General features: G+C 54.4%; 16 protein-coding genes. 4 read left to right on the plus strand and 12 right to left on the minus strand.

All coding sequences use genetic code 11. The annotated features are described in order from the left end of the window. Positions 1–36: 36 nt before the first annotated feature. Positions 37–714: a GntR family transcriptional regulator gene (locus GOX73_RS17915; RefSeq protein WP_171126796.1), complete on the minus strand. Its 678-nt coding sequence runs from the start codon at positions 712–714 to the stop codon at positions 37–39. Between the two features lie 343 nt (positions 715–1,057). Here GOX73_RS17915 and GOX73_RS17920 point away from each other — a divergent pair, with 343 nt between their 5' ends. Both GOX73_RS17920 and GOX73_RS17925 read left to right on the plus strand, forming a co-directional pair. Next, on the plus strand, positions 1,058–1,921 hold the full coding sequence (locus GOX73_RS17920; protein ID WP_171126797.1) for an SGNH/GDSL hydrolase family protein: 864 nt from the start codon (positions 1,058–1,060) through the stop codon (positions 1,919–1,921). Between the two features lie 22 nt (positions 1,922–1,943). After that, positions 1,944–2,828, plus strand: coding sequence for an SGNH/GDSL hydrolase family protein (locus GOX73_RS17925; RefSeq protein ID WP_171126798.1), 885 nt, complete (start codon positions 1,944–1,946; stop codon positions 2,826–2,828). Here the strand turns inward: GOX73_RS17925 and GOX73_RS17930 are convergent. The 5 genes from GOX73_RS17930 to GOX73_RS17950 all read right to left on the minus strand — a co-directional run bounded on the left by GOX73_RS17930 (position 2,825) and on the right by GOX73_RS17950 (position 7,343). Beyond that, complete coding sequence (locus GOX73_RS17930; RefSeq protein ID WP_171126799.1) at positions 2,825–3,217, minus strand: hypothetical protein; 393 nt, start codon at positions 3,215–3,217, stop codon at positions 2,825–2,827. The two genes, GOX73_RS17925 and GOX73_RS17930, sit on opposite strands and share 4 nt — an antisense overlap. Before the next feature lie 81 nt (positions 3,218–3,298). Beyond that, entirely contained in the window at positions 3,299–3,700 is a 402-nt protein-coding gene (locus GOX73_RS17935) for a DM13 domain-containing protein (RefSeq protein WP_171125759.1), read from the minus strand. Positions 3,701–3,941: 241 nt separating this feature from the next. Next, positions 3,942–4,916 carry an NADPH:quinone oxidoreductase family protein gene (locus GOX73_RS17940; protein ID WP_171126800.1) on the minus strand — a complete coding sequence of 325 codons (975 nt, stop codon included), beginning with the start codon at positions 4,914–4,916 and terminating at the stop codon, positions 3,942–3,944. Between the two features lie 27 nt (positions 4,917–4,943). After that, positions 4,944–6,149 carry an acyl-CoA dehydrogenase family protein gene (locus GOX73_RS17945; RefSeq protein ID WP_171126801.1) on the minus strand — a complete coding sequence of 402 codons (1,206 nt, stop codon included), beginning with the start codon at positions 6,147–6,149 and terminating at the stop codon, positions 4,944–4,946. Between the two features lie 171 nt (positions 6,150–6,320). Next, positions 6,321–7,343 (minus strand): AraC family transcriptional regulator, encoded by a 1,023-nt coding sequence (locus GOX73_RS17950; RefSeq protein WP_171126802.1) that lies wholly within the window; start codon positions 7,341–7,343, stop codon positions 6,321–6,323. A 455-nt stretch (positions 7,344–7,798) separates the two neighbouring features. On the opposite strand from GOX73_RS17950, the gene GOX73_RS17955 reads away from it, so the two are divergent. Continuing rightward, a complete protein-coding gene (locus tag GOX73_RS17955; protein ID WP_371808664.1) occupies positions 7,799–8,437 on the plus strand; it encodes a GNAT family N-acetyltransferase in 639 nt (212 codons plus the stop codon). Positions 8,438–8,533: 96 nt separating this feature from the next. Next, the gene (locus GOX73_RS17960) at positions 8,534–10,303 is read left to right on the plus strand and encodes an adenylate/guanylate cyclase domain-containing protein (RefSeq protein ID WP_371808196.1); all 1,770 of its coding nucleotides are present in this window, start codon (positions 8,534–8,536) and stop codon (positions 10,301–10,303) included. Positions 10,304–10,363: 60 nt separating this feature from the next. On the opposite strand, the gene GOX73_RS17965 is transcribed toward GOX73_RS17960, so the two are convergent. From GOX73_RS17965 to GOX73_RS17990, 6 genes are all read right to left on the minus strand, one after another. Continuing rightward, positions 10,364–11,254 (minus strand): hypothetical protein, encoded by an 891-nt coding sequence (locus GOX73_RS17965; protein WP_171125711.1) that lies wholly within the window; start codon positions 11,252–11,254, stop codon positions 10,364–10,366. A 153-nt stretch (positions 11,255–11,407) separates the two neighbouring features. After that, positions 11,408–12,703 (minus strand): hypothetical protein, encoded by a 1,296-nt coding sequence (locus GOX73_RS17970; protein WP_171126804.1) that lies wholly within the window; start codon positions 12,701–12,703, stop codon positions 11,408–11,410. Between the two features lie 41 nt (positions 12,704–12,744). Continuing rightward, positions 12,745–14,049 (minus strand): TfuA-like protein, encoded by a 1,305-nt coding sequence (locus GOX73_RS17975; protein WP_171126805.1) that lies wholly within the window; start codon positions 14,047–14,049, stop codon positions 12,745–12,747. Next, positions 14,046–15,251: a YcaO-like family protein gene (locus tag GOX73_RS17980; protein ID WP_171126806.1), complete on the minus strand. Its 1,206-nt coding sequence runs from the start codon at positions 15,249–15,251 to the stop codon at positions 14,046–14,048. Before GOX73_RS17980 ends, GOX73_RS17975 begins: the two co-directional genes overlap by 4 nt. Before the next feature lie 202 nt (positions 15,252–15,453). Continuing rightward, a complete protein-coding gene (locus GOX73_RS17985) occupies positions 15,454–17,661 on the minus strand; it encodes a PAS-domain containing protein (RefSeq protein WP_171126807.1) in 2,208 nt (735 codons plus the stop codon). Next, on the minus strand, positions 17,654–18,832 hold the full coding sequence (locus GOX73_RS17990; RefSeq protein ID WP_171135048.1) for an FIST N-terminal domain-containing protein: 1,179 nt from the start codon (positions 18,830–18,832) through the stop codon (positions 17,654–17,656). Before GOX73_RS17990 ends, GOX73_RS17985 begins: the two co-directional genes overlap by 8 nt. Between the last annotated feature and the right edge of the window lie 3 nt (positions 18,833–18,835).

Genomic DNA, 18,835 nt, shown 5'->3' on the forward strand with positions numbered 1-18,835 from the left:
GTGGCCCGTCAGTGTCCTGTGAGCTGACTATTCAGATTAACTTTCGGCTTTGCGGGTCGCGATGACCATAGCCAGCAACTGTTCCTTGGTGCGCTGGATGTGGTTCGTCAGCAGCGCGCAAGCAGCCTCTGCATTGCGCGACCGCGCCAGTGCCAACAACTGACGGTGCTCCGCTTTGGCTGGCTCTCGCTGTTCCATCACACTCAGGTGCATCCGCACATAACGGTCAGATTGCAGATTGACCCGTTGCAGGAATTCGTTGGTAATCCCGCGCTCAGCGGCGGAATATAACGCCCTGTGATACTCGTAGTTCAGACTGCCCCACCGCCCGACGTCATATGTTTCATAGGACTTTTCCATTTTGTTCAAAAACTCTTCGCAGATGACGAAATCCGCCTCTGTCATCTGGGGGATCGCCCGTTTGAAAAGGTCAACTTCCAACAGGATTCTAAGATCAAAAATCTCTCCGATTTCGGAAAGGGAGTGAGTTGTCACACAAGCCCCCCGATTGTTAGTCAGTTGGACTAGGCCCTCGGCATCCAGCCGCTTGAGCGCCTCACGTATCGGCATGCGGGATACGTCATATTCCTCTGCCAACGCTTCTTGCCGAATGGTTTCACCTTCCACCATCTCTCCGCTCAGGATACGCTCGCGCAGGTCGTTTGTGATGACATCAGGCAAACTTTGGCGATGAATCGCGCGGGTTTTTGGCATTGGGATGGTCTCTGGCATTTCCACTTTGTATCCAAAATACGAAAGGACGCCACAATATCCAATAGCCTTTAGTTTCATTGCCTTTGTTATCGAGCGGCTTTCCCCAGAAACATTGGTAACCAGAGAGTTGCAGGCCTTCGTGAATGGCATGGAATATGGGCATGTCCCTTAATCCGACCAATCGGACACCCACCTCCCCCCTCATAGAACCCCAGCCAGATCATCACGGCAGGCGCAGTGGAAATAACCAGGTATTGATTGGTGTTACACTGCACAATCCCGCATTCTGGCGCGAATGACCGGGCAAGGTCCGGCTGCGGGAACGACTGTTGAAGGTGATTGTGTGACTTTGTTCAGAACATCAGTATTCGGACTTTGGCTGGCCGCCGTTTCAGCCCTAAGCGCACAGCCCGCGGCGGCGCAACCGGATATTCTGATCCTAGGGGACAGCCAGATTTCGTTCGGGGCTGGCAAAGAGTACCTGAGGTTCTTCGATGAGCTGGCGGATCGGTGCAGGATGACGCCTGAACGCAAAAGGGCGCTGGGTAATCTCGGCAACCGCGAGACTGCCGCGATTGGCGTCCGCTCGACATCCTTGCAGTCATGGACAACGCCCAAGGGGGCCGCAAAAGGTGCGATTTGCGATGTCGACAAGAAATTCGGGGTCAATGCCGGGGCCTATGGTATCGAAGGCAACCCTGACCGGGTGTTCATTCAGATCGGCAAAGGCAACGCCTATCAGTTCTGCAAACCCAATCAGACCGCGTTTCAGGCGATGTTTGACGACGGGTACTACGACCCCGAATTGCTGGTTCTGACCTTTCTGGGCAATTCATCCGATCGCTGGGCGAATTCTCCTGATTTGGCCCAACAGGATGCCCGCCGCACGCTGGAACAAATTCCGGACGACATTCCATGTATCTTCATCTCAAGCGTGCCGGTCTATCTGAAAAAGACCAACGACAAACGAATGAAGGCCCAAACCGCGATAGCCCGCGCCTTGCGGCAGGCGGGAACGCAATGTGCCGTGGTTGAAGGGTTCAACCGCAAGACACGCGCCGTGATTGAAGGTCAGCCCGCTTATTTCCGACGCAACGATGCGGGCAAGGTCAAGGACCCGCACCATCCAAGCCGGGCTGCGGTCCGGGCTTTTCTTGACATTAACACGGCCGAAATCTGCAACGCTGTATTTTCGGCCGTGAAGTAGAGGTAAAGACTGCAGGGGGGATATGCAGGTGTTCAAAAAGATGGTCGCAACTGTTTGCGCTTTGGCCTTCACCACTCTGGGGGCAAGCGCAGAGGATTTTACCTCGCCCGAGATTCTGATTATCGGGGACAGCCAGATATCCTTTGGTTCGGGCCCGGCTTTCCTGGAGTTTTTCAGCGATATCAAGGACCACTGCCACCCCAATGCCCTGCAGAAAAAGCACCTTGAACGCCTTGGGGAAATGCGGGTCGGGGTGATAGGTGTCCGGTCCAGTTCAATCGACTCGTGGACCGCCCGGTCGGGGCGGGCAAAGGACACGATCTGCAAGGTGGACCCGAAATGGAACGTGAACGCCGGTGCGTACGGGTTCGTGAACAAGACCGGCAACAAGTATGTGCAGATTGGCAAGGGAAAGGAATATCAGTTCTGCGCGGCCAAAACCTCACCGCTCGAAGAGATGCTGCGGGACGGGTATTATGATCCAAAACTGATACTGATGTCCTTTCTCGGCAACTCGGCCAAGCGGTGGGCCAACAACCCCGAAGCCGCCGTACGGGATGTTGAACGCTTGCAAGCGCAACTGCCTCCCGACCTGCCGTGCATTTTCATGACCACAGCGCCCGCTTACAAGAAGAAGATCGTAGATTTGCGGCTGCGGGCGCAGAAGAATCTGATGGATGCGTTCAAGGTCACGGGACTGCGGTGCACGTTCGTACCTGGTGCTACCCCCGAAACGGTTGCGGCCAACCAAGGCAACAAGCATTATTTCCGCCTAAACAAGAACGGCATGGTTAAGGACCCATACCATCCAAACGAGGCGGCTGCTAAAAACTTCTTTGCGCTGGAAATGGACCAGATATGTTCAGCCATTTTCGACCAGATCGAACCAACCAGGGAACAGAGCTAACCCTCTGATCGACCCGCTTGCTTGCGTGGCAGGACGGCCGCCAGAATGACCGTCCACCCAAGGATACCCTGCCCGTGGGCGCTTAGGTTCTGCTCATACGAGAAAATCAGAATTTCCAATGGCTTGAGAGGGTCGCGGGGCGGCCAGATCACCCATTGCAAAGGCAGATCGGGAATGACCAACCGATAATACATGTAATAGATTTGCGGCGACAGCCACACGAACAGCCAAAACAAGGAAAGCGCCCCGAATAATCGCACCCAGATCGGGAAAGGGCGCAAGGCACGACGTGCCAGAAGCACCATCAGCAGAAAAAGAATGGCGCTTAACAACGCCAGTCCGACCTGCCCCCAACCTGACAAATCAAAAAAGGAGTCCTGACGGTACAAACCTGCCCTCGCTGAGTGCTGGGTAAAAGGACGAAAACCGCCCACCTTGGCGGGCGGTTTTACAATGCCTTCAAGGACCGCTTAACTCAGCGGGGCGACCGCCAGGATCACAGTGAACTTCTCACAATAGATATACAACTCGTTGTACTTGGATGTGTCGATCCCGGTCGGGATTTTAAACGAGGCTTCGCCCTTCTTGACGGTCAGCTTGTCGTGAATTTTTGAACCATTGGCATAGGTCTCACCATTGCCGAAGCCGATCTTGATATCCGGTGGGTTCTTGCTGGGGTCAAAGACATAGTCGCTTTTGAGTGTAACGGTATCACCGGTGACCGAGACCGTCCCTTTCACGTTATAGCCACGACGCCCGGACAGGCTGCCGGTGCGTTCCTTGTCCCCGGCAAATGCAGCAGGAGTTCCGAGTGCGAGTGCGGCTGTTGAAGCAAGTCCCAGCTTCATGAATTGGCGGCGTTTGATCGTCATGGCGCATGTCCTATCCAAATCTAAGATGGAAAGATTCTGAGCAGACTATTTGCACTCTGCCAACTCACATCGCATCGAGGGAAGTTGAGACTCTGAAACAAATCGGTTCTGTTACCAAACCGCTCGAACCAAATCCTCGTCCCTGACGAATTGCTCTTCAATTCGCGGTAGATCGTCGACCGAGGGCGAACCATCCGATCCTCGACGTATATTAGCCAGACTTGGAAAGTGGGTGGAGCACCTAAATTTGCAGAACAATACGCCCGATCACTTCACGCTCATTGAGAGATCGGAAGGCTTCAGATGCGTCCTCCAACTTCAAGACGCGATCAATAAGTGGGCGCAGTTCACCTTCAGAAATCCAGTTCATTATCTTGTCTGCTGCATTCTTGGCTTCCGAAGGGAACTTCTCGGCCCATGCACCTTCGAACACTCCAACCACCGAGAAGCCTTTGAGCAGAGGCAGGTTCATCGGTAGGTTTGGGATTTCCCCGCTCACAAACCCAATTGGCGTGATGCGCCCGCCCCACCGCATGGATCGGGCAATCTTTACAAAGGTGTCTCCGCCTATCATCTCAAAGCAAACATCCAACCCTTTTCCGTCTGTAAGGTCGTGGATCTGTTGGCGCAGGTCGCCTTCGCGCATATTGACGACTGCATCGGCGCCTGCCTCCTGCAGCGCACTCATTTTGGCGGCGTCACCGGTTCCTGCAAGGACGCGCGCACCAAGCATCCGCCCCATGTCAACGGCAGCAAGTCCAACCCCGCCAGTGGCACCCGTGACCAACAGGTTCTCACCCGGTTGCAGCGCGCATCTTTGGGCCAAAGCGTGATAGGCTGTCATGTAGTTGTGCAAAACGGTCGAAGCGACCGTAAGGTCGACGCTTTCGGGTACTTTCGCGCACTTCCAGTGTTTGGTTACAGCACGTTCCGCGTAACTGCCGTGCCACATTTGCCCGACGACACGATCACCTGGTTTAAAGTCGGTGACCTCGCTCCCGACCTGTAAGACAATGCCTGCCGCGTCCGTTCCCGGGACATAAGGCAACTCTGGCCTCAGTTGATAACCACCTTCCGCCATGAGCTTATCCATAAAACTCACGGCGGCGGCATGCACCTCGATGAGAACTTCATCGGCTGCTGGAACAGGCTCTGGCGCTTCGCCAAGTTCAAGCGCATCAGCGCCCTCAAATTTCGAACAAAGGACAGCGCGCATAGCCCAAGCTCCTGTATGTATGGCGTACTATTCCGCCGCTAGGTATGTATCGTTTTTGTCAGTTTCGCCATACCCCTTTGGCACAGGAAGGTCCGGCAGACCAGCCGCACGTTTTTGCAGCGCTCTACCAATCACGACGCGGCTGATTTCGGTTGTTCCGTCAACGATCCGCAGCATCTGCGCCAAGCGTGATAGTCGATCCAGCCCGTAAGGCTGCAAAAGACCCATCCCACCCAGAACCTGCGTGCAGGTGTTCGCGGCTTTTACTGCAGCGTCGGGGACAAAACGTTTGGCATGTGCCGCCATAAGTGGCCCCTCGGGGGTGCCAAGGGCTTCGGCTGCCTTGCGGTAAAGCAGCTTGGACGCTTCGAGATCTGTTGCCACCTCTCCCAGCATCCACTGAATGCCGTCAAGGTCGAGGTTCTTGCCGCCAAACATCTTGCGGTTCTTTGAATAGGACAGCGCAGTATCCAGAGCGGCCTGCATCAGGCCACAACACCCAGAAGCGATCGAAACCCTTGCGATGTCGATCGCCATCAATGAGCCCTGCAAGCCTTGGCCAATTGGAAGAATGATATTGTCTTCGCTGACCACGACGTTGTCTAAATACATCTCGGAAATCGGCAGGAAGTTATAGGATGGTGTATCATAAATTGGGCCAAAGCTGATACCTGGCGCGTCTGCCGGAATCGCGATCATGGCCATGTCCTTATGACCAGGCTCATCCGAGGTTTTGACAACGGTAAAGTAGATATCGGCCTCAGTCGCCAAGCTGACCCAAGCCTTAGCGCCATTGATCGTCCAGGTGCCGTCACCGTTGATTGTTGCACGGGTGTACATCTTCATCGGATCAGACCCGGACTGCGGCTCTGTCAGCGCGAAATTTGCAAGCTTGCGACCTGAAGTCAGATCGCGCGCCCATTCCTCTTTGAACGCGTCGGTCCCGTATCCACAACCTCCAAAAGTACAAATGTTGTGCATGGAAATCGCAAATGCGTAAGCTCCATCGCCTGTTCCCAATTGTTCATAAACCTGAATACCCTCGGACAGCGGCAAACCCTGTCCGCCCCACTCTTTCGGTGCGTAGAGGCCAGTCAGACCAGCCGCACCTGCCTTGTCAGAGGCCGCGCGAGGCCAAGCCCCGTTTTTGTTCCAGGCATCAACATTAGGCAAGATCACTTCACTGGCGTGATCGCGCGCGGCGGACAAGAGAGTTTCAAGATCAGACGACATGGCCTTGGTCCTTTCAGTTGAGCGCAAATATCCAATCTCGCCACCACCATTGGGCGAAGCAAATCGGGTTTACGCAGTAAGATGTGCTTTGACCGCTAGGTAGCAGCACAATTAACACCTACTCCATCTCGCGCGGTGACAACCGATTGTCCAAAAGTGACAAATCTTTGCCTAGAGTAGAGCCCGCTGCCGATACGAGCTTGGTGTCGCCCCTGTCCACCTGTGAAACGCCTTGTGGAAACTTGCCGCGGAAGAAAAGCCAACGTCCTGAGCAATAACCTCGATACTTGCATCTCCAATTTGCAAGCGGCGAATTGCGATATCCCTGCGCAACCCGTCTTTGATGGCCTGAAAGGACGTTCCGTCAGCGTCCAACTTACGGATCAAAGTGCGCGGCGTCATGCCAAGCGCCTTGGCGGCCCCCGCCAAATGCGCGTCCTGCCAGCTCGATTGGTTCAGATAGGCGCGGACACGCAAAGACTGTGTGTGCTCTTGCGAATGCGTAAAGACCCAGTCGCGCGGCGCATTTTCCAGGAAGCGATCCAGATCATCGGTACTGCGCGTATTCACCGGCCCCAGCGAAGCTTTGGCAAAGCGAATTGATGTGGAATTTGCATCAAACGTGACAGGCGCGGGGAAAATGACGGCATAGTCCTCTTCGAAAGAGGGGCGCTCAAATGCGAAATCGACCCGCTCCACGGCGACCTCACGCCGGGCCAGCCAAGACAGAATCCCATGGGCAAGCTTAAGGATCAGCATATGGCCAAAGCGCTGCGCAAGGGCGTCTGACCGGGGCACAAGGCGCAGTGCTATGGTATCCTCCGCATCGACCAACTCGAACCGGTAGTCATCAAGCAACAGGTTCCAGAATGTCGAAAACCGGTAAAGCGCCGACGACAGCGAGGTTGACTCGCGCACCGATGTCAGCAGGTGTTGCAAGGCACGTGGCCTTATTGGACGCGACCAGAGCCCCATCATCTCATCGCCGGTTTCCACAGCTGCCAGTTGGTACAGGCGAACGATCTGCTCCAGAGTCACTCGACCCAACGGGGCATTGTCGCCATATGAGATGCCGGATCGGGCGAGCAACGAAGCAAATTGATCCGGCTCACAAAGGGCCTGCAACGCCACAAGCCAATCAAGAATGAAGCTGCTTGAGACTGTTGAAAATGAAGGTTTTTGGTCGCTGATCATCACTGAATTACAATAGCAACGAAAGCCAAGGGCTAGAACCAATATCCTTGGCGGCCCAAACCCGCCGTGCACAAATTTGCCCCAAAGCGGCACACACGAGATCACCGGCGTTGCGAAACCGTGCATCCCACCTTTGCATCCGGGCATTCCAGTACCGATAGGCTTTCAGTCCGGTTTTGCGGCAAATGCAAGAATTTCACCTACAACTTGCAGCGTTCCCGACTCGCTAGTTCGCCTCATGGGTACCGTTGGGCATGTCGGTTCGGAATTTGAATTTTCGGAGTCCAATGCAGGGCGCAATAGCCCCGTTGAGTCCGATCAAACAAAGTTTCATCTTGATATCTAAGGACTTTAGGGGCTTCTTACCTGCCACATGTTTCTGCCTTCGTATTTGCAGAATTTTTGTGCTACTGTCGCCAGAGTCATTTTTTGTATTTTATTCAAAGGTTTTTACAGTGCAGGACAAAACGACAGGAACATTCAGGCTGCGCCCAGTTGAAAAGTCCGATCTGGAGGTCATCGCGCCGTGGTTTCAGGACGTAGAAGATTTGGCGCTGTTTGACCGAACATCGCGCATTCCCTTCAACCAGTCGCAAACCGAAGAAATCTGGAAAGATGCCTTTTCCCCTGACAACCGCTGCAAATGCTGGTTCGTGGTGGAATCCAGTGATGGTAAGGCGCTTGGGATGGCGGGGATCGAAGCAATATCACCCGTCAATCGTGACGCGGTCATTGCCATGTTTGTTGAGAAGAACGCCCGACGCCTTGGGATCGGGCTGCGCGCAACAGCCTTGCTGATTGATTTTGCATTTCGGCAGTTAGGTTTGAACCGCCTTACGTCCTATTACCGCGTGGACAATCAAAGCAGTCGGGACTTGGTGGCAAGGGTCGGATGCCAGATCGAAGGAACCATGCGGCAGGCATGGTTCGCAGACGGAAAATTCCACGACATGATCGTGGTAGGGGTCCTGAACCAAGATTGGATGAAACATCGAGAAACACTTGCGCAAGAGTTGAGCAACGACATCGTAGTGACCTTTGGAACAAGCGCACCTGGCGCTTGGTCATGGCCTCCTCAGGGTGCGGGCTCCTGACCAAGGCATCCGAATGACCCAAGCAGTCGAAATATTTGAAATTAGGTATAAGTTGAACAAGTGGTTTCAGCAGAACCTACCAAATGAGAAACGCCAGTGGACACCAACAATCTGAACGTTCCCATCACACAAAAGCTCGGGGCTGTCCTGTTCGCCGACGTTGTCGGGTATTCTCGCTTGATGAGCGAGAATGAGCTGGACACGTATAACGCCTTGAAATCATTGCTTTCCAAGCTCGAAGTCACTTGTGCAAAATACAATGGCCGCGTGATTGAAGTGCGCGGTGACGGCATTCTTGCACTATTTGAAACGGCCACAAGCGCGGTGGAATTTGGTGTGGAACTGCACCAGATCGCGAGCGAGCATAACCACACGCGATCCGAGAATCAGCGAATCAAATTTCGCGCGGGCGTTCATCTAGGAGAAATCCTGATCGACGAACGCGGGATTCATGGCGATAACGTGAACATTGCGGCCCGACTTCAGGAAATAGCGGAACCAGAGCGTGTTTACGTCAGCTCGGCCGTTTACGATCAGGTGTGCAACCGCCTGCGATATGGGTATGAGTTTCTGGGCCCAAAGCAACTGAAGAACATCGTTTCTCCGATCTCAACCTATTGCGTCCGAAGCGAGGTTGCTGGCGCGACCATGGCAGGAACGATGCGCCCCGAACTGACGATGGATATTCTGGAGCGGCCGGATACACCGTCGGTGGCTGTCCTGCCATTCACCAGCAATAACGGGGACGAGTCCGACAATTGGATTGCCGAGGGGTTGACCGACGACATTATCATGAACCTTTCCAAGTTCCGGAACCTGTTCATCATCGCCCGGAACTCATCGTTTTTCTTCAAGGCACAGGCGATGCCACCGAAGGAAGCAGCCCAGAGACTGAACGTACGATATATCGCGCGTGGTAGTGTCCGGCGGTCCGCCAGTCGCATTCGGATTACCGCCGAACTTGTGGATGCCAATACTGAACGCACTATCTGGGGCGAGCGGTTCGATCGGAATATCGACGACATCTTCGACATTCTCGACGAAGTTACAGAATGCATTGTTGCCGCCACCGCCGTGATGATCGAATCCCATGAAAAACAGCGTATGATTCAGGCAGTGCCCGCCGACCTTGAGGCGTATGGTTCGGTTCTTCAGGGTCAACATCACATCTTCAAGTATACGCGGAACGACAATCGTAAGGCGCAGGATTTCTATCAATCCGCGCTAGAGCGGGACGGGCGCTATGCCCGGGCGGCGGCAGCTTTGTCACGGACGCTGAACATAGACTGGCGGTATTCCTGGGCCGAAGATCCATCTTCCGCGTTGGACAAGGCGCTGTCGCTTGCGCAGCGCGCAATCGAACTGGATCCAACGGATGCCCGCGGTTTTGGCGAGTTGGGGTATGTGCACCTGTACCGAAAGGAACATGACGCCGCGATTCAGTCCTATCAACGTGCCTTGGCACTGAACCCAAATGACGCCGACATGCACTCGGATTTTGCGGATGCGTTGGCACATTACGGAGACAATGAAACGGCGATCACACATATCCAGCAGGCCATGAGGTTGAACCCCTATTTCCCAGATCAGTATCTGTGGCACTTGGGTGGGGCCTACTACAATCTCAGACGGTATGACGATGTGATTGAGACCGTCAACAAGATGAACAACCCAACCGAAGGTCAACGTATGCTGGCTGCAAGCTATGCCCAGCTGGGGCAAACCGACCTAGCGCGTCAGATCACTGACAAGCACCGCGCGGCACATCCCAATTTCTCGCTTACGCGATGGGCCACGGTACAGCCGGATCGGTTGGAAGAGGATACCCAGCATTTTGTAGAAGGCTTGAAAAAAGCTGGGTTTTGATAATCCAGAAAAAAGGGCACGCGCCTGACGTGCCCTTGTTCTGTAGATATTGGCTTGATCTTAGTCGCCGCCACGCACCTTTGCGCCACTGACTTTGGCACCTGATACCTTTGCACCGCTGACTTTCGCGCCACTCACCTTTGCACCGCTGACTTTGGCGCCAGATACCTTGGCACCGCTGACAGCCGGGCTGTCAAAACCGAAATAAATGTCCAGCAGGACTTGCTCGAACTGGCCGGTCATCACGTCCATACGGATCGTGTAATCAGCCTTGTCGTAATCCCAGACCCTGATGTCGTCCGAGATTTGATAGTCAGCCGAAGCGACACCAGACAGGGATGGATCACTCGGAGCGCGGGATGCTAGGCCACCGGGCCGGTTTCCATCGGTCGGGCTTTCGCCTTTTCCATGGACCAGGAAAATGGTGGGTTCAGGCAGCTCATAATACGTTCCTTCAAACGAGAAGCCGTAGATACGCGCCAATCGGGAGTCTTTACCATACTGATCCTTGAGCTGCTTGTTCGCGCCGATTTTTTCGGACAGTTCTTTGCGGAAAATGAACTCTTGCTTTTCGAAACCCGCAGGGGTGGGCAGCGTCTGCTGCCAGAAGCTGTCTTCGTATTGGTCCCCATGCGTGACCTTCACCAGCGCGTCTTCTTCAATCCTTTCTTGGTTTTCCAGCTTATAGTTCTCGTCAACTACTGTTACTTCGTAAATACCATTCTTTTTGGGACGATTTCCAGTAACCAGAACTAAGTTGCCAGCCGCCACCTCTTCACCGTCGATCGTGCCGTCTACGATGGAGATATTCTTGTTCACCTTCACCTTTTTCGCTGCAACAAGCCGGACTGTTTTATCTGGGGCCGCAATTTTGGATTTCGCGACCTTCAAGTCGTTCAATAAACGCCCAAACAACAACACTTCGGAAAAACTAAGCAAGGATTCAGCCATAATATTCTCTCCCAATTGTGGGGTGGACAGAGCTTAGGCCCTCATCTTTCCCCCTGAATTGAACCCGAACGCATAGTTCGAGAAAATTATTTCCAATAATCATCCCACGTTTGCATGCCATAAAACCACTTCAAAATAAAGGATTTTTGACCGCTATCCGGGAACTTGCGTGCGGACAGAATTGGCGTGGCTGTCTTCGTCAGGATCAGGCAACTGCGGCCCTGCGGTTGTCACGCCAATATCACGCATTCTGAAGTTACCTTGAATGATGCGCTGAAAGGCACCGCCGGTGATTTCCTGATCCACGGCCAGCAAAGCTTTTTCAACCCCGAAGTAGCTGAGCATATCAGCGTCCAGCCGTTCCCATGCATCTGCAAGATAAGTGCCCAGAAAATCCCGCGCCTCAAGCAGCGCGATACGAAACCCATCGGGGTTCTCAGCGTAACGGGTATCGAAAATATCCTGCATCACGGCGCTGTAGTCAGAGGAATCTTCCAACTGATCAGACAGGTCTTCTTCTTCGGGCGTTATCAGGCCGTGCAGCAGCAATCGTTCATGGTAAATATCCACGAAGATATCGAACATAGCTCCGGTCAATGGCTCAGACAGGTCATGCTCACTGGACCAGCCAGACGCAAATTCGGACAGAGACCGGTTATTGGCGGCCGTTCGTATCTGAGCGTTTTCCGAAAGTTCCGCAAATCGGTTTAGCCGATTGAACGTGTAAAGGTTGCCCCGCGTGTTCTTCAGCAACGTGTCCACGACCGATCCAAAATGTAAGGACGCAAGAAGCGCAACCATGTCCGCAGCAGATTCGTGGAATCCGTAATACTCGCCCCCGGCATCGCCATCGATTGGCATTCCGATCACGCTGTAGATGATTGCGTGACCGATTTCATGAGCGACAACGTCGAAGTTCAGGCTGTATGGGCGATATTCATCCCCATGTTCCCGCGTGCCACCGGTTTCAAGGAACCCCCAGCCGATATGTGCGTTATCTAAACTAGGCAGAAGCGACAATTCCAGCCGATCAAAATCGCGCGTGAAATGCCACGGTATGGGGCGATCGAAATACCCTTGCCAGACGTCCATGGTGAAATGAGCTGACCCAAATAGATGCGCCGCCTCAAAGGCCGGGTCTGATGGGTCAATATGGATGAAATTCCCGAACTCGTCCGGCATGGCCGGGGGGTGGAAATATCCGTCCCACGGCGGCAGGTACATGCCCGGCCCATTCGGTCCGGGGACGATTGCGCCATATGGCGTCGTTTTACCAACCGGGTTGACGGTATACATCCTTGGGCCCGATGGGCCCGGTCCGATGCTTCCTTGCGGGGCCGATATCTCGACCAATTCCAGTTGGGCATCCGGTTCCAGAAACGGAGATTGGGGAAACAGCAAAAACCGGGTGCCGGGTTCTTCGGCGTCGCTGTAGTCTGGCAAATCCATCAAGCGCCCTCCTGTGTCCGGTCGACGACCCCTTAACGGTCTTAGGCCGTTGATCCGGTATCACTATGGCAATACAAAAACTCTGCTTCTATCAAATCATAAAGAGCATCCCGCCCGGACAAGCCAAGCGAAACTGCGTAGGATTCAAGATCATCTGGCACATCGCGGTCAAGGTTTGTTTCAAAAAACCAGATCAGCATATGCAACCGATCTGCACTGATCTTGCGATCAGAGGGGGCGACCAGTTGGGTCTTTTTATCGGCACGGTCACGCAAATCCGCATAGCGCCCGCTGCGTTTTAGCTCGGTCAGCAGGGGGGCATTCAGCCGGGTGCTACGGGCTTCGGTCACCGCATCAATCTGTGCAGCTCCGGTTAGCATCGCTTCGTACAGTTCCGGGTTCAGGTCGTTGGTGCGCAGCCACTGCATCAAGTCAGCCTTGCGGGACAGCCCGGCGTTGTTGCGATGGTCCGACATGTGCGTCAGCAAAACCTCACGGTCGGGGCTGTGTTCAATCCGATCGGCCTCTTCCTGCGCCAGCAGTCTCAGAACTGCGCGGGCGCGCAGATCGAAATACAGTTCTGGCGTCAGGCGTAGTTCATCAATCACCGCGTCGCCTTCGGTGGCTTCGGCATCAATACGGTTGCGCAGGGTTTTCCAGACCAATGTCCGTTCGGCACGCACGGTTGAGGTTTGCGGGGCGGGGGGCGCGCTTAGATAGTCGGACATCATTCTCAGCATGGCTCTGGCATCTTCCGCTTTGGCGTCAACCTGACCCTTTGGCAGCCATTTGAAAAAATCTTCGGTCCCGGCGTGTTCCGTAACCGCGTTTTCGATATCAGGCCAATTGCGGTCCCGGTAATGGATGGACTTGGCCGCATCTATGATTCTTGCGGCGGTTTCAGGTTCGATGACCCCAACGGTTTCAGCCCGGGAAACCGTGGCACGGACCGAAACCATTGGAACACTCAGGGACTGGTATCCAAGCTCTGCCGGGCTATGGACAACCGCGACCTCGTCATCATCCTGCAAAACACCTGCGACATAGTCCTCAAAAATCTGGCCAGCGCCGATCATCCCGAAGTCAGCAAGTTCGGCAGCCCTAAGAGCGCCCATGCTGGCGCTGCCAAACACCGGAATTCCTTGTTCAAGCGCCCAAAGAATCTCCTTGTGCCAGACCGAGGGGACGCCCTCAAAATACCCATCAATGATACCGATGGCACTTGGGCGGTCTTTGGCGACCCGATAAACGTCGCCTTGCCGGACAGGGGGCAGTATTCTGACCTCGGGAAACTCATCCAGCGCATCACGGGGCAGGGTAGGGCCTACGAAGACGGCGAGACTCATGCCCGGTCTTTCATAGCAGCCACGGCTCTTGCGCCAGGAACATAGTCTGGGTCGTCGTGCGGTGCCTCAAGCCCCGGCACGACAGCACGAACGACAGCGATGTCCAGTTCAGGGCGCGAAAGGTCAACACAGACGGCTTGTGAAAGGCCAACAGAACCCAGTTGACCAAGAATTAACGTGAGGTCTTCGTCAAATGAGCTGGTGGTATAGGACGGACAATCCGCGAACGCCTGACTTGGATCGGCGCGTTCAATAAGGTCCCGCACATATTGGCTGCGATCCGACTGGGCCTGATCCGTGAACTCAGCCGGGTCCAGATCATCCCTTGCACCCGAGATATGCGTCAGCCTTGTCTGCGCGGCCTCGGTCAATGCGCGCAAAAGGGCGATGGAACTGTCTGGGTGGCACCCGTCGCCAATCCCAATGTGGCCATTCTGCGCACCAGATTCACAGATCACACAACGGAAACTGGCGATCCCAATATCTGATGTCGTATTCCATATTCCAACCTTTAAGCCCGCAGCGGTGAACATTCCAAGGGCACTTTTACAGCGTTTGTCGTCAATCGTTTCGTGATCCAGTCGGTTTTCCGCAGTTTTGTGGTGCCAAAGAGTTGTCGCATCCCGTTCGATCAATTCGCAAATCGCGTGACATGTTGCTTCGGTTACGTTGTTGCCCGACGCCAACCCATTCGTGGTTCGCGGAAACGCACCTTGCCCGGCGCTGGGTGGTGCGGTGTAGTCCGTATCGACCATTTCCAAGGGGACCCAACAGTTGAGCTTGCCGTTCAACTCCTGTCCCTGAACCCATAACATATTGCGGTTTGGGTCAAATTTCCCGCCGGTGACGCGCGGAAGGCGTTCGACATCCACAACAAGATCATCCGCGCACAAATCGGAATAACGCGCCAGACGCTGTGGCAATTGCAGACGCTCGGCATGCCAGGCCTCGATAGCCTCCATTACGCCAGAGGCTTGAGCAGCCTCCAGCGACAGCCCCTTGCCCAGCGAAACGGCGACTGAGCGCGAGTTCGGGCGCGACACCATCACGGTCGGAAGCCCGATCCTGTCCAGCCCCGTCAAATTAGCGATCCGAGTGATCCCCATTTCCTTTAGGTATGGCTTAACAATACCCAGTGTCTGTTGCGGGTCGCGTGAGCGATGCGTGTCCACCAAATACTGTTTCTGCGAGGTTTTTGGCATGTGGCGGACCCTAATCAGAACAACTTTAAGAATGACACATCGCGGAAATCAACGTTAGATCAGGATGGTAGATGAATCCTTTTGGGTCAACCTATGGAAACGTATCGGTGAGCTGAGTAGCCGGGAATTATTTAACATAACCCATATTATGCCCAAAAACATCAGCCAACGCACCTATCCTCACAATGTAAGGAGACGCGGTTCAAGTATCGCGCACACTTTCAAGAACTGACTTTAGGCTTAGCGCGTCAATCGGCTTATGGAGCAAAGAATACCCTTCTGCATTGCACACCTGCGTCAATTCCGCTGACCGGTTTGCAGAGATAATACACGCAGGCAAATCTCCGAACTCATTAATCAATGCACGAACGGCGTCAGTTCCCTTCAAGTCGTGATCCAACTGATAGTCCGCCACGATTATGTCCGGTAAAATGCCGATCTCTCGCAGAAGGTTGGTAGCCTGTTGTTCGCTTGCACATTCCAGGACCTGGACGCCCCAAGACTCCATTGTCATCGTCAGGGCACCGCGCAAATTCTCGTCGTTCTCGATCAGCAATGTAACGGTGCTGGCCAGGGTACTGGTGTCCGTTGTCTGCTTATTGATCGAGGCATCCGGCGCAGTGCTTTCTGACGTAGCAAGCGGAATCTCTACCGAAAAAATGGTGCCTTGTCCGACCTGCGAGGACAACTTGATCGGGTGTTTAAGCAATCCGCAGGCTCTTTCAACTATGGCCAGGCCCAACCCCATCCCTTCGGCGGCACTCGCGTCAGAGTCCAGTCGCTGAAACTCCTGAAAGACAATGTCGCGCTGTTCAGTAGGAATACCAATGCCCGTGTCCCAAACCTCGATCGCAATTGATGTCTTGCGACGGCGCGCACCAACCAAAACCCTCCCCTTCTCGGTGTACCGGATAGCATTTGACAGAAGGTTCTGGAGAATGCGTCGAAGATAGCTGGCGTCACTTCGTACAAGCGCATCGGTATGCACAAAGCGCAACTCCAACCCCTTGGCCTGAGCGACAGGTCTGAATGAGTCTTCAAGCTGTGAGAAAATGTCGTTGACCGAAAGCGTAGACAAATGAACCGTGGCGCGTCCGGAATCCAGCTTTGAGATATCAAGCAATGCCTCAAGGATATGTTCCACACTGCTTAACGCGCTTTCGGCTTTGGCGGCGACGTTCTGGGCGTCATCTTCGCTCAACCCGCTGCCAAGGGTGGCGACGTACAGCTTCGCTGCCGACAAAGGTTGCAACAAGTCATGGCTTGCCGCCGCGACAAACCGCGATTTTGAGGAATTCGCCCGCTCTGCTTCGTTCAGGGCGTCAGCAAGTTCCTCGGTTCGCGATGCGACCCTCTGCTCAAGCAATTCCTTCGCTTCATATAAAGCTTGGGCTGACCTGTGTTCCGCCGTGACATCCGTGAACGATATAACAAACCCACGATCCGGCATTTCCTGCGCAAATACGGACAGGATTTTGAAACGCCCCGAATGCATCTGGAATTTTAGGGGTGGTCGTTCCGTCTCGCGGTTCACCCAAGCCATAAGATCGGTGGCGCTGACTCCGTCTGCGAATCTGATCGTCGCACTCAACCGGTCAAACAGAGTTTTGAACTGCGCACCCATCTGGAACTGGGCGTTGGGTATTGCCAGCAATTCACTGGCACGGTTGTTCCACCCGATCAGGCGTAACTTGCTGTCAAATATACAGACGCCCTGATCAATATGCTCCAGCGTTGCTCGGATCAGACTGGCCTTGTCGTCCAGTATCCGGTCCCTCTCCTGCCGCTCAATCCGCATGATATCCGTGACGTCGGTCTGCAAGATAACGGTTCCACCGTCAGGCGTCCGATGCTCGGAAATCTGCGTCCAACGGTTGCCGTTCAGGCGTACGTTAAAGACGACGTGGTCATCGGCGTGGCGCGTCATGCGCCGCTGAGCCCAATCCTGTGGCGAAACCGCTTCGGGCAATGACAGAAATTTGGACTGGCTCGCCAGTTCGACATACTGAGTGAAATGAAGGCCAGGCACCAAATGACCCTGAATGTCGGGCATATGCATACCGAAACGGCTGTTACACAGAACAAGTTCCTCGTCCAGGTTGAACAGCGCGAACCCTTCCTGAACGGTTTCGATTGCATTGGCCAGATCGGCCCGTGCGGCTTCGGTTTCCTGGTTAGCCTGCGCAAGCCGCGCATTGGAATCGTTCAACAACTCCAGAGCGCGCTCCAAATCCAACGTACGCGCCCGGACTTCCTGTTCAAGCGTTGCAGCGCGCTGAAACTGCGCGTAGGCGGCGCCGCTAGCATCGGTCGATTCCTCGACCCGCCGCATCAAGGCGGCTGCTATCTTAAGAAGCTTTTCGTTCTGAAGATCCAGCGGATCCTGAGGATTAATCAGGGTTTCAATCATGCTGCGCATCTTCCGGGGGGTAAATGGCCACTCCGGTCAGGGTCTGGTTTACGTGAATCGAATTGAATTGTTCGCCATAGGTGGAAAACCCGACCACACGATTATCAGACAGAATTTTGGACAAATTGCCCGTCATCTGTTTTTCCTGCGCCTCAAGCCTGCGCAGAAGGCAGTCACACCCAAGTATCGCATCGGGCTGTTCTTGTTGCGTCAAGGCCGCAAGCTCCTGCTCGAGATGGGTTGCCATATTCATAGGCTCGGCCATCGTCAGAACAAGCCCCTCATCGATCGCTGAAAAGAACACGAGATCACCGTTTTCATCAACGCGCTGAATGGCGCGCACATGATGCTGGCCGCCAATCTGAACAACAACGGGATGTGCGGCGAACGTAAAAGTATTCAACTGCTCAGGGTCTTTTCCCAATATTCTTGCATATTCACGGGCAGCCGGTTCCGCGTTGATTTCACGAACGATCCGATTGGCAGGGTCCGCATCGGTGACCACCATGCGCTGTGACGTGGGCACAAGGTGATCCGTCTTGAATACCTTGATCGGACAGCTTGTCCGCACCTGGGTCAGAACAGCCGCGTTTTCATACGCAAGGCCGTCCTGCAGAACGAATGTGTTACCAAATTGCGTCCCATCCCCGGCCGACCCGCCAAACAACGGCACCGGCCCCAAACCCACAGCCAACTCAGAGGTCAGGGCATCTTCCTTGGTCGATAATCCGTCGATCAGCAAAAATGTGAATTCGTGATGCCAGTCGGGGTCTGCTTCCGTCATCTCATTTCTGTTTCGGATCATCTCATGAATGATGTCCTGAGCGGAAAAATCGTTGAGATCCGGCACCAGGATCGTTCGAACCGCGAAATGAGACGCAGGCAAGCCAATCGCAACAATCTGTTCTTCCGTATAGCCCTGCCCGGCCAACTCGCCTGCAGTCGTGCAACCGATCACAGGCGCAGGCGCAAAGGCCGAAGCAGCTTCGGCGATTACGGACGCTGCATCTGCTTTTGAAGTCACAAACAGAACAACAAGCGCGTGCTCGCTTCCCCCGAGCGCAGACGCAAGCTTAGTAATCGCATCATCCGCATCATAGTGCGCAAATGCCGTCTTCACGATGCCTGGCTCACGGGTATGGGTCTCGGCCCACCCGACTGCTTGATCCATCGG

Source organism: Ruegeria sp. HKCCD7221, from assembly GCF_013031225.1.
Classification (GTDB): Bacteria; Pseudomonadota; Alphaproteobacteria; order Rhodobacterales; family Rhodobacteraceae; genus Ruegeria.

Excerpts from the sequence above, each read along its gene's own strand:
- GOX73_RS17980 (WP_171126806.1), bottom strand. The coding sequence starts at position 15,251 with ATGCCAAAAACCTCGCAGAAACAGTATTTGGTGGACACGCATCGCTCA.
- GOX73_RS17935 (WP_171125759.1), bottom strand. The coding sequence starts at position 3,700 with ATGACGATCAAACGCCGCCAATTCATGAAGCTGGGACTTGCTTCAACA.
- GOX73_RS17940 (WP_171126800.1), bottom strand. The coding sequence starts at position 4,916 with ATGCGCGCTGTCCTTTGTTCGAAATTTGAGGGCGCTGATGCGCTTGAA.
- GOX73_RS17975 (WP_171126805.1), bottom strand. The coding sequence starts at position 14,049 with ATGAGTCTCGCCGTCTTCGTAGGCCCTACCCTGCCCCGTGATGCGCTG.
- GOX73_RS17925 (WP_171126798.1), top strand. The coding sequence starts at position 1,944 with ATGCAGGTGTTCAAAAAGATGGTCGCAACTGTTTGCGCTTTGGCCTTC.
- GOX73_RS17970 (WP_171126804.1), bottom strand. The coding sequence starts at position 12,703 with ATGGATTTGCCAGACTACAGCGACGCCGAAGAACCCGGCACCCGGTTT.
- GOX73_RS17965 (WP_171125711.1), bottom strand. The coding sequence starts at position 11,254 with ATGGCTGAATCCTTGCTTAGTTTTTCCGAAGTGTTGTTGTTTGGGCGT.
- GOX73_RS17990 (WP_171135048.1), bottom strand. The coding sequence starts at position 18,832 with ATGGATCAAGCAGTCGGGTGGGCCGAGACCCATACCCGTGAGCCAGGC.
- GOX73_RS17945 (WP_171126801.1), bottom strand. The coding sequence starts at position 6,149 with ATGTCGTCTGATCTTGAAACTCTCTTGTCCGCCGCGCGCGATCACGCC.
- GOX73_RS17950 (WP_171126802.1), bottom strand. The coding sequence starts at position 7,343 with ATGATCAGCGACCAAAAACCTTCATTTTCAACAGTCTCAAGCAGCTTC.
- GOX73_RS17915 (WP_171126796.1), bottom strand. The coding sequence starts at position 714 with ATGCCAAAAACCCGCGCGATTCATCGCCAAAGTTTGCCTGATGTCATC.
- GOX73_RS17985 (WP_171126807.1), bottom strand. The coding sequence starts at position 17,661 with ATGATTGAAACCCTGATTAATCCTCAGGATCCGCTGGATCTTCAGAAC.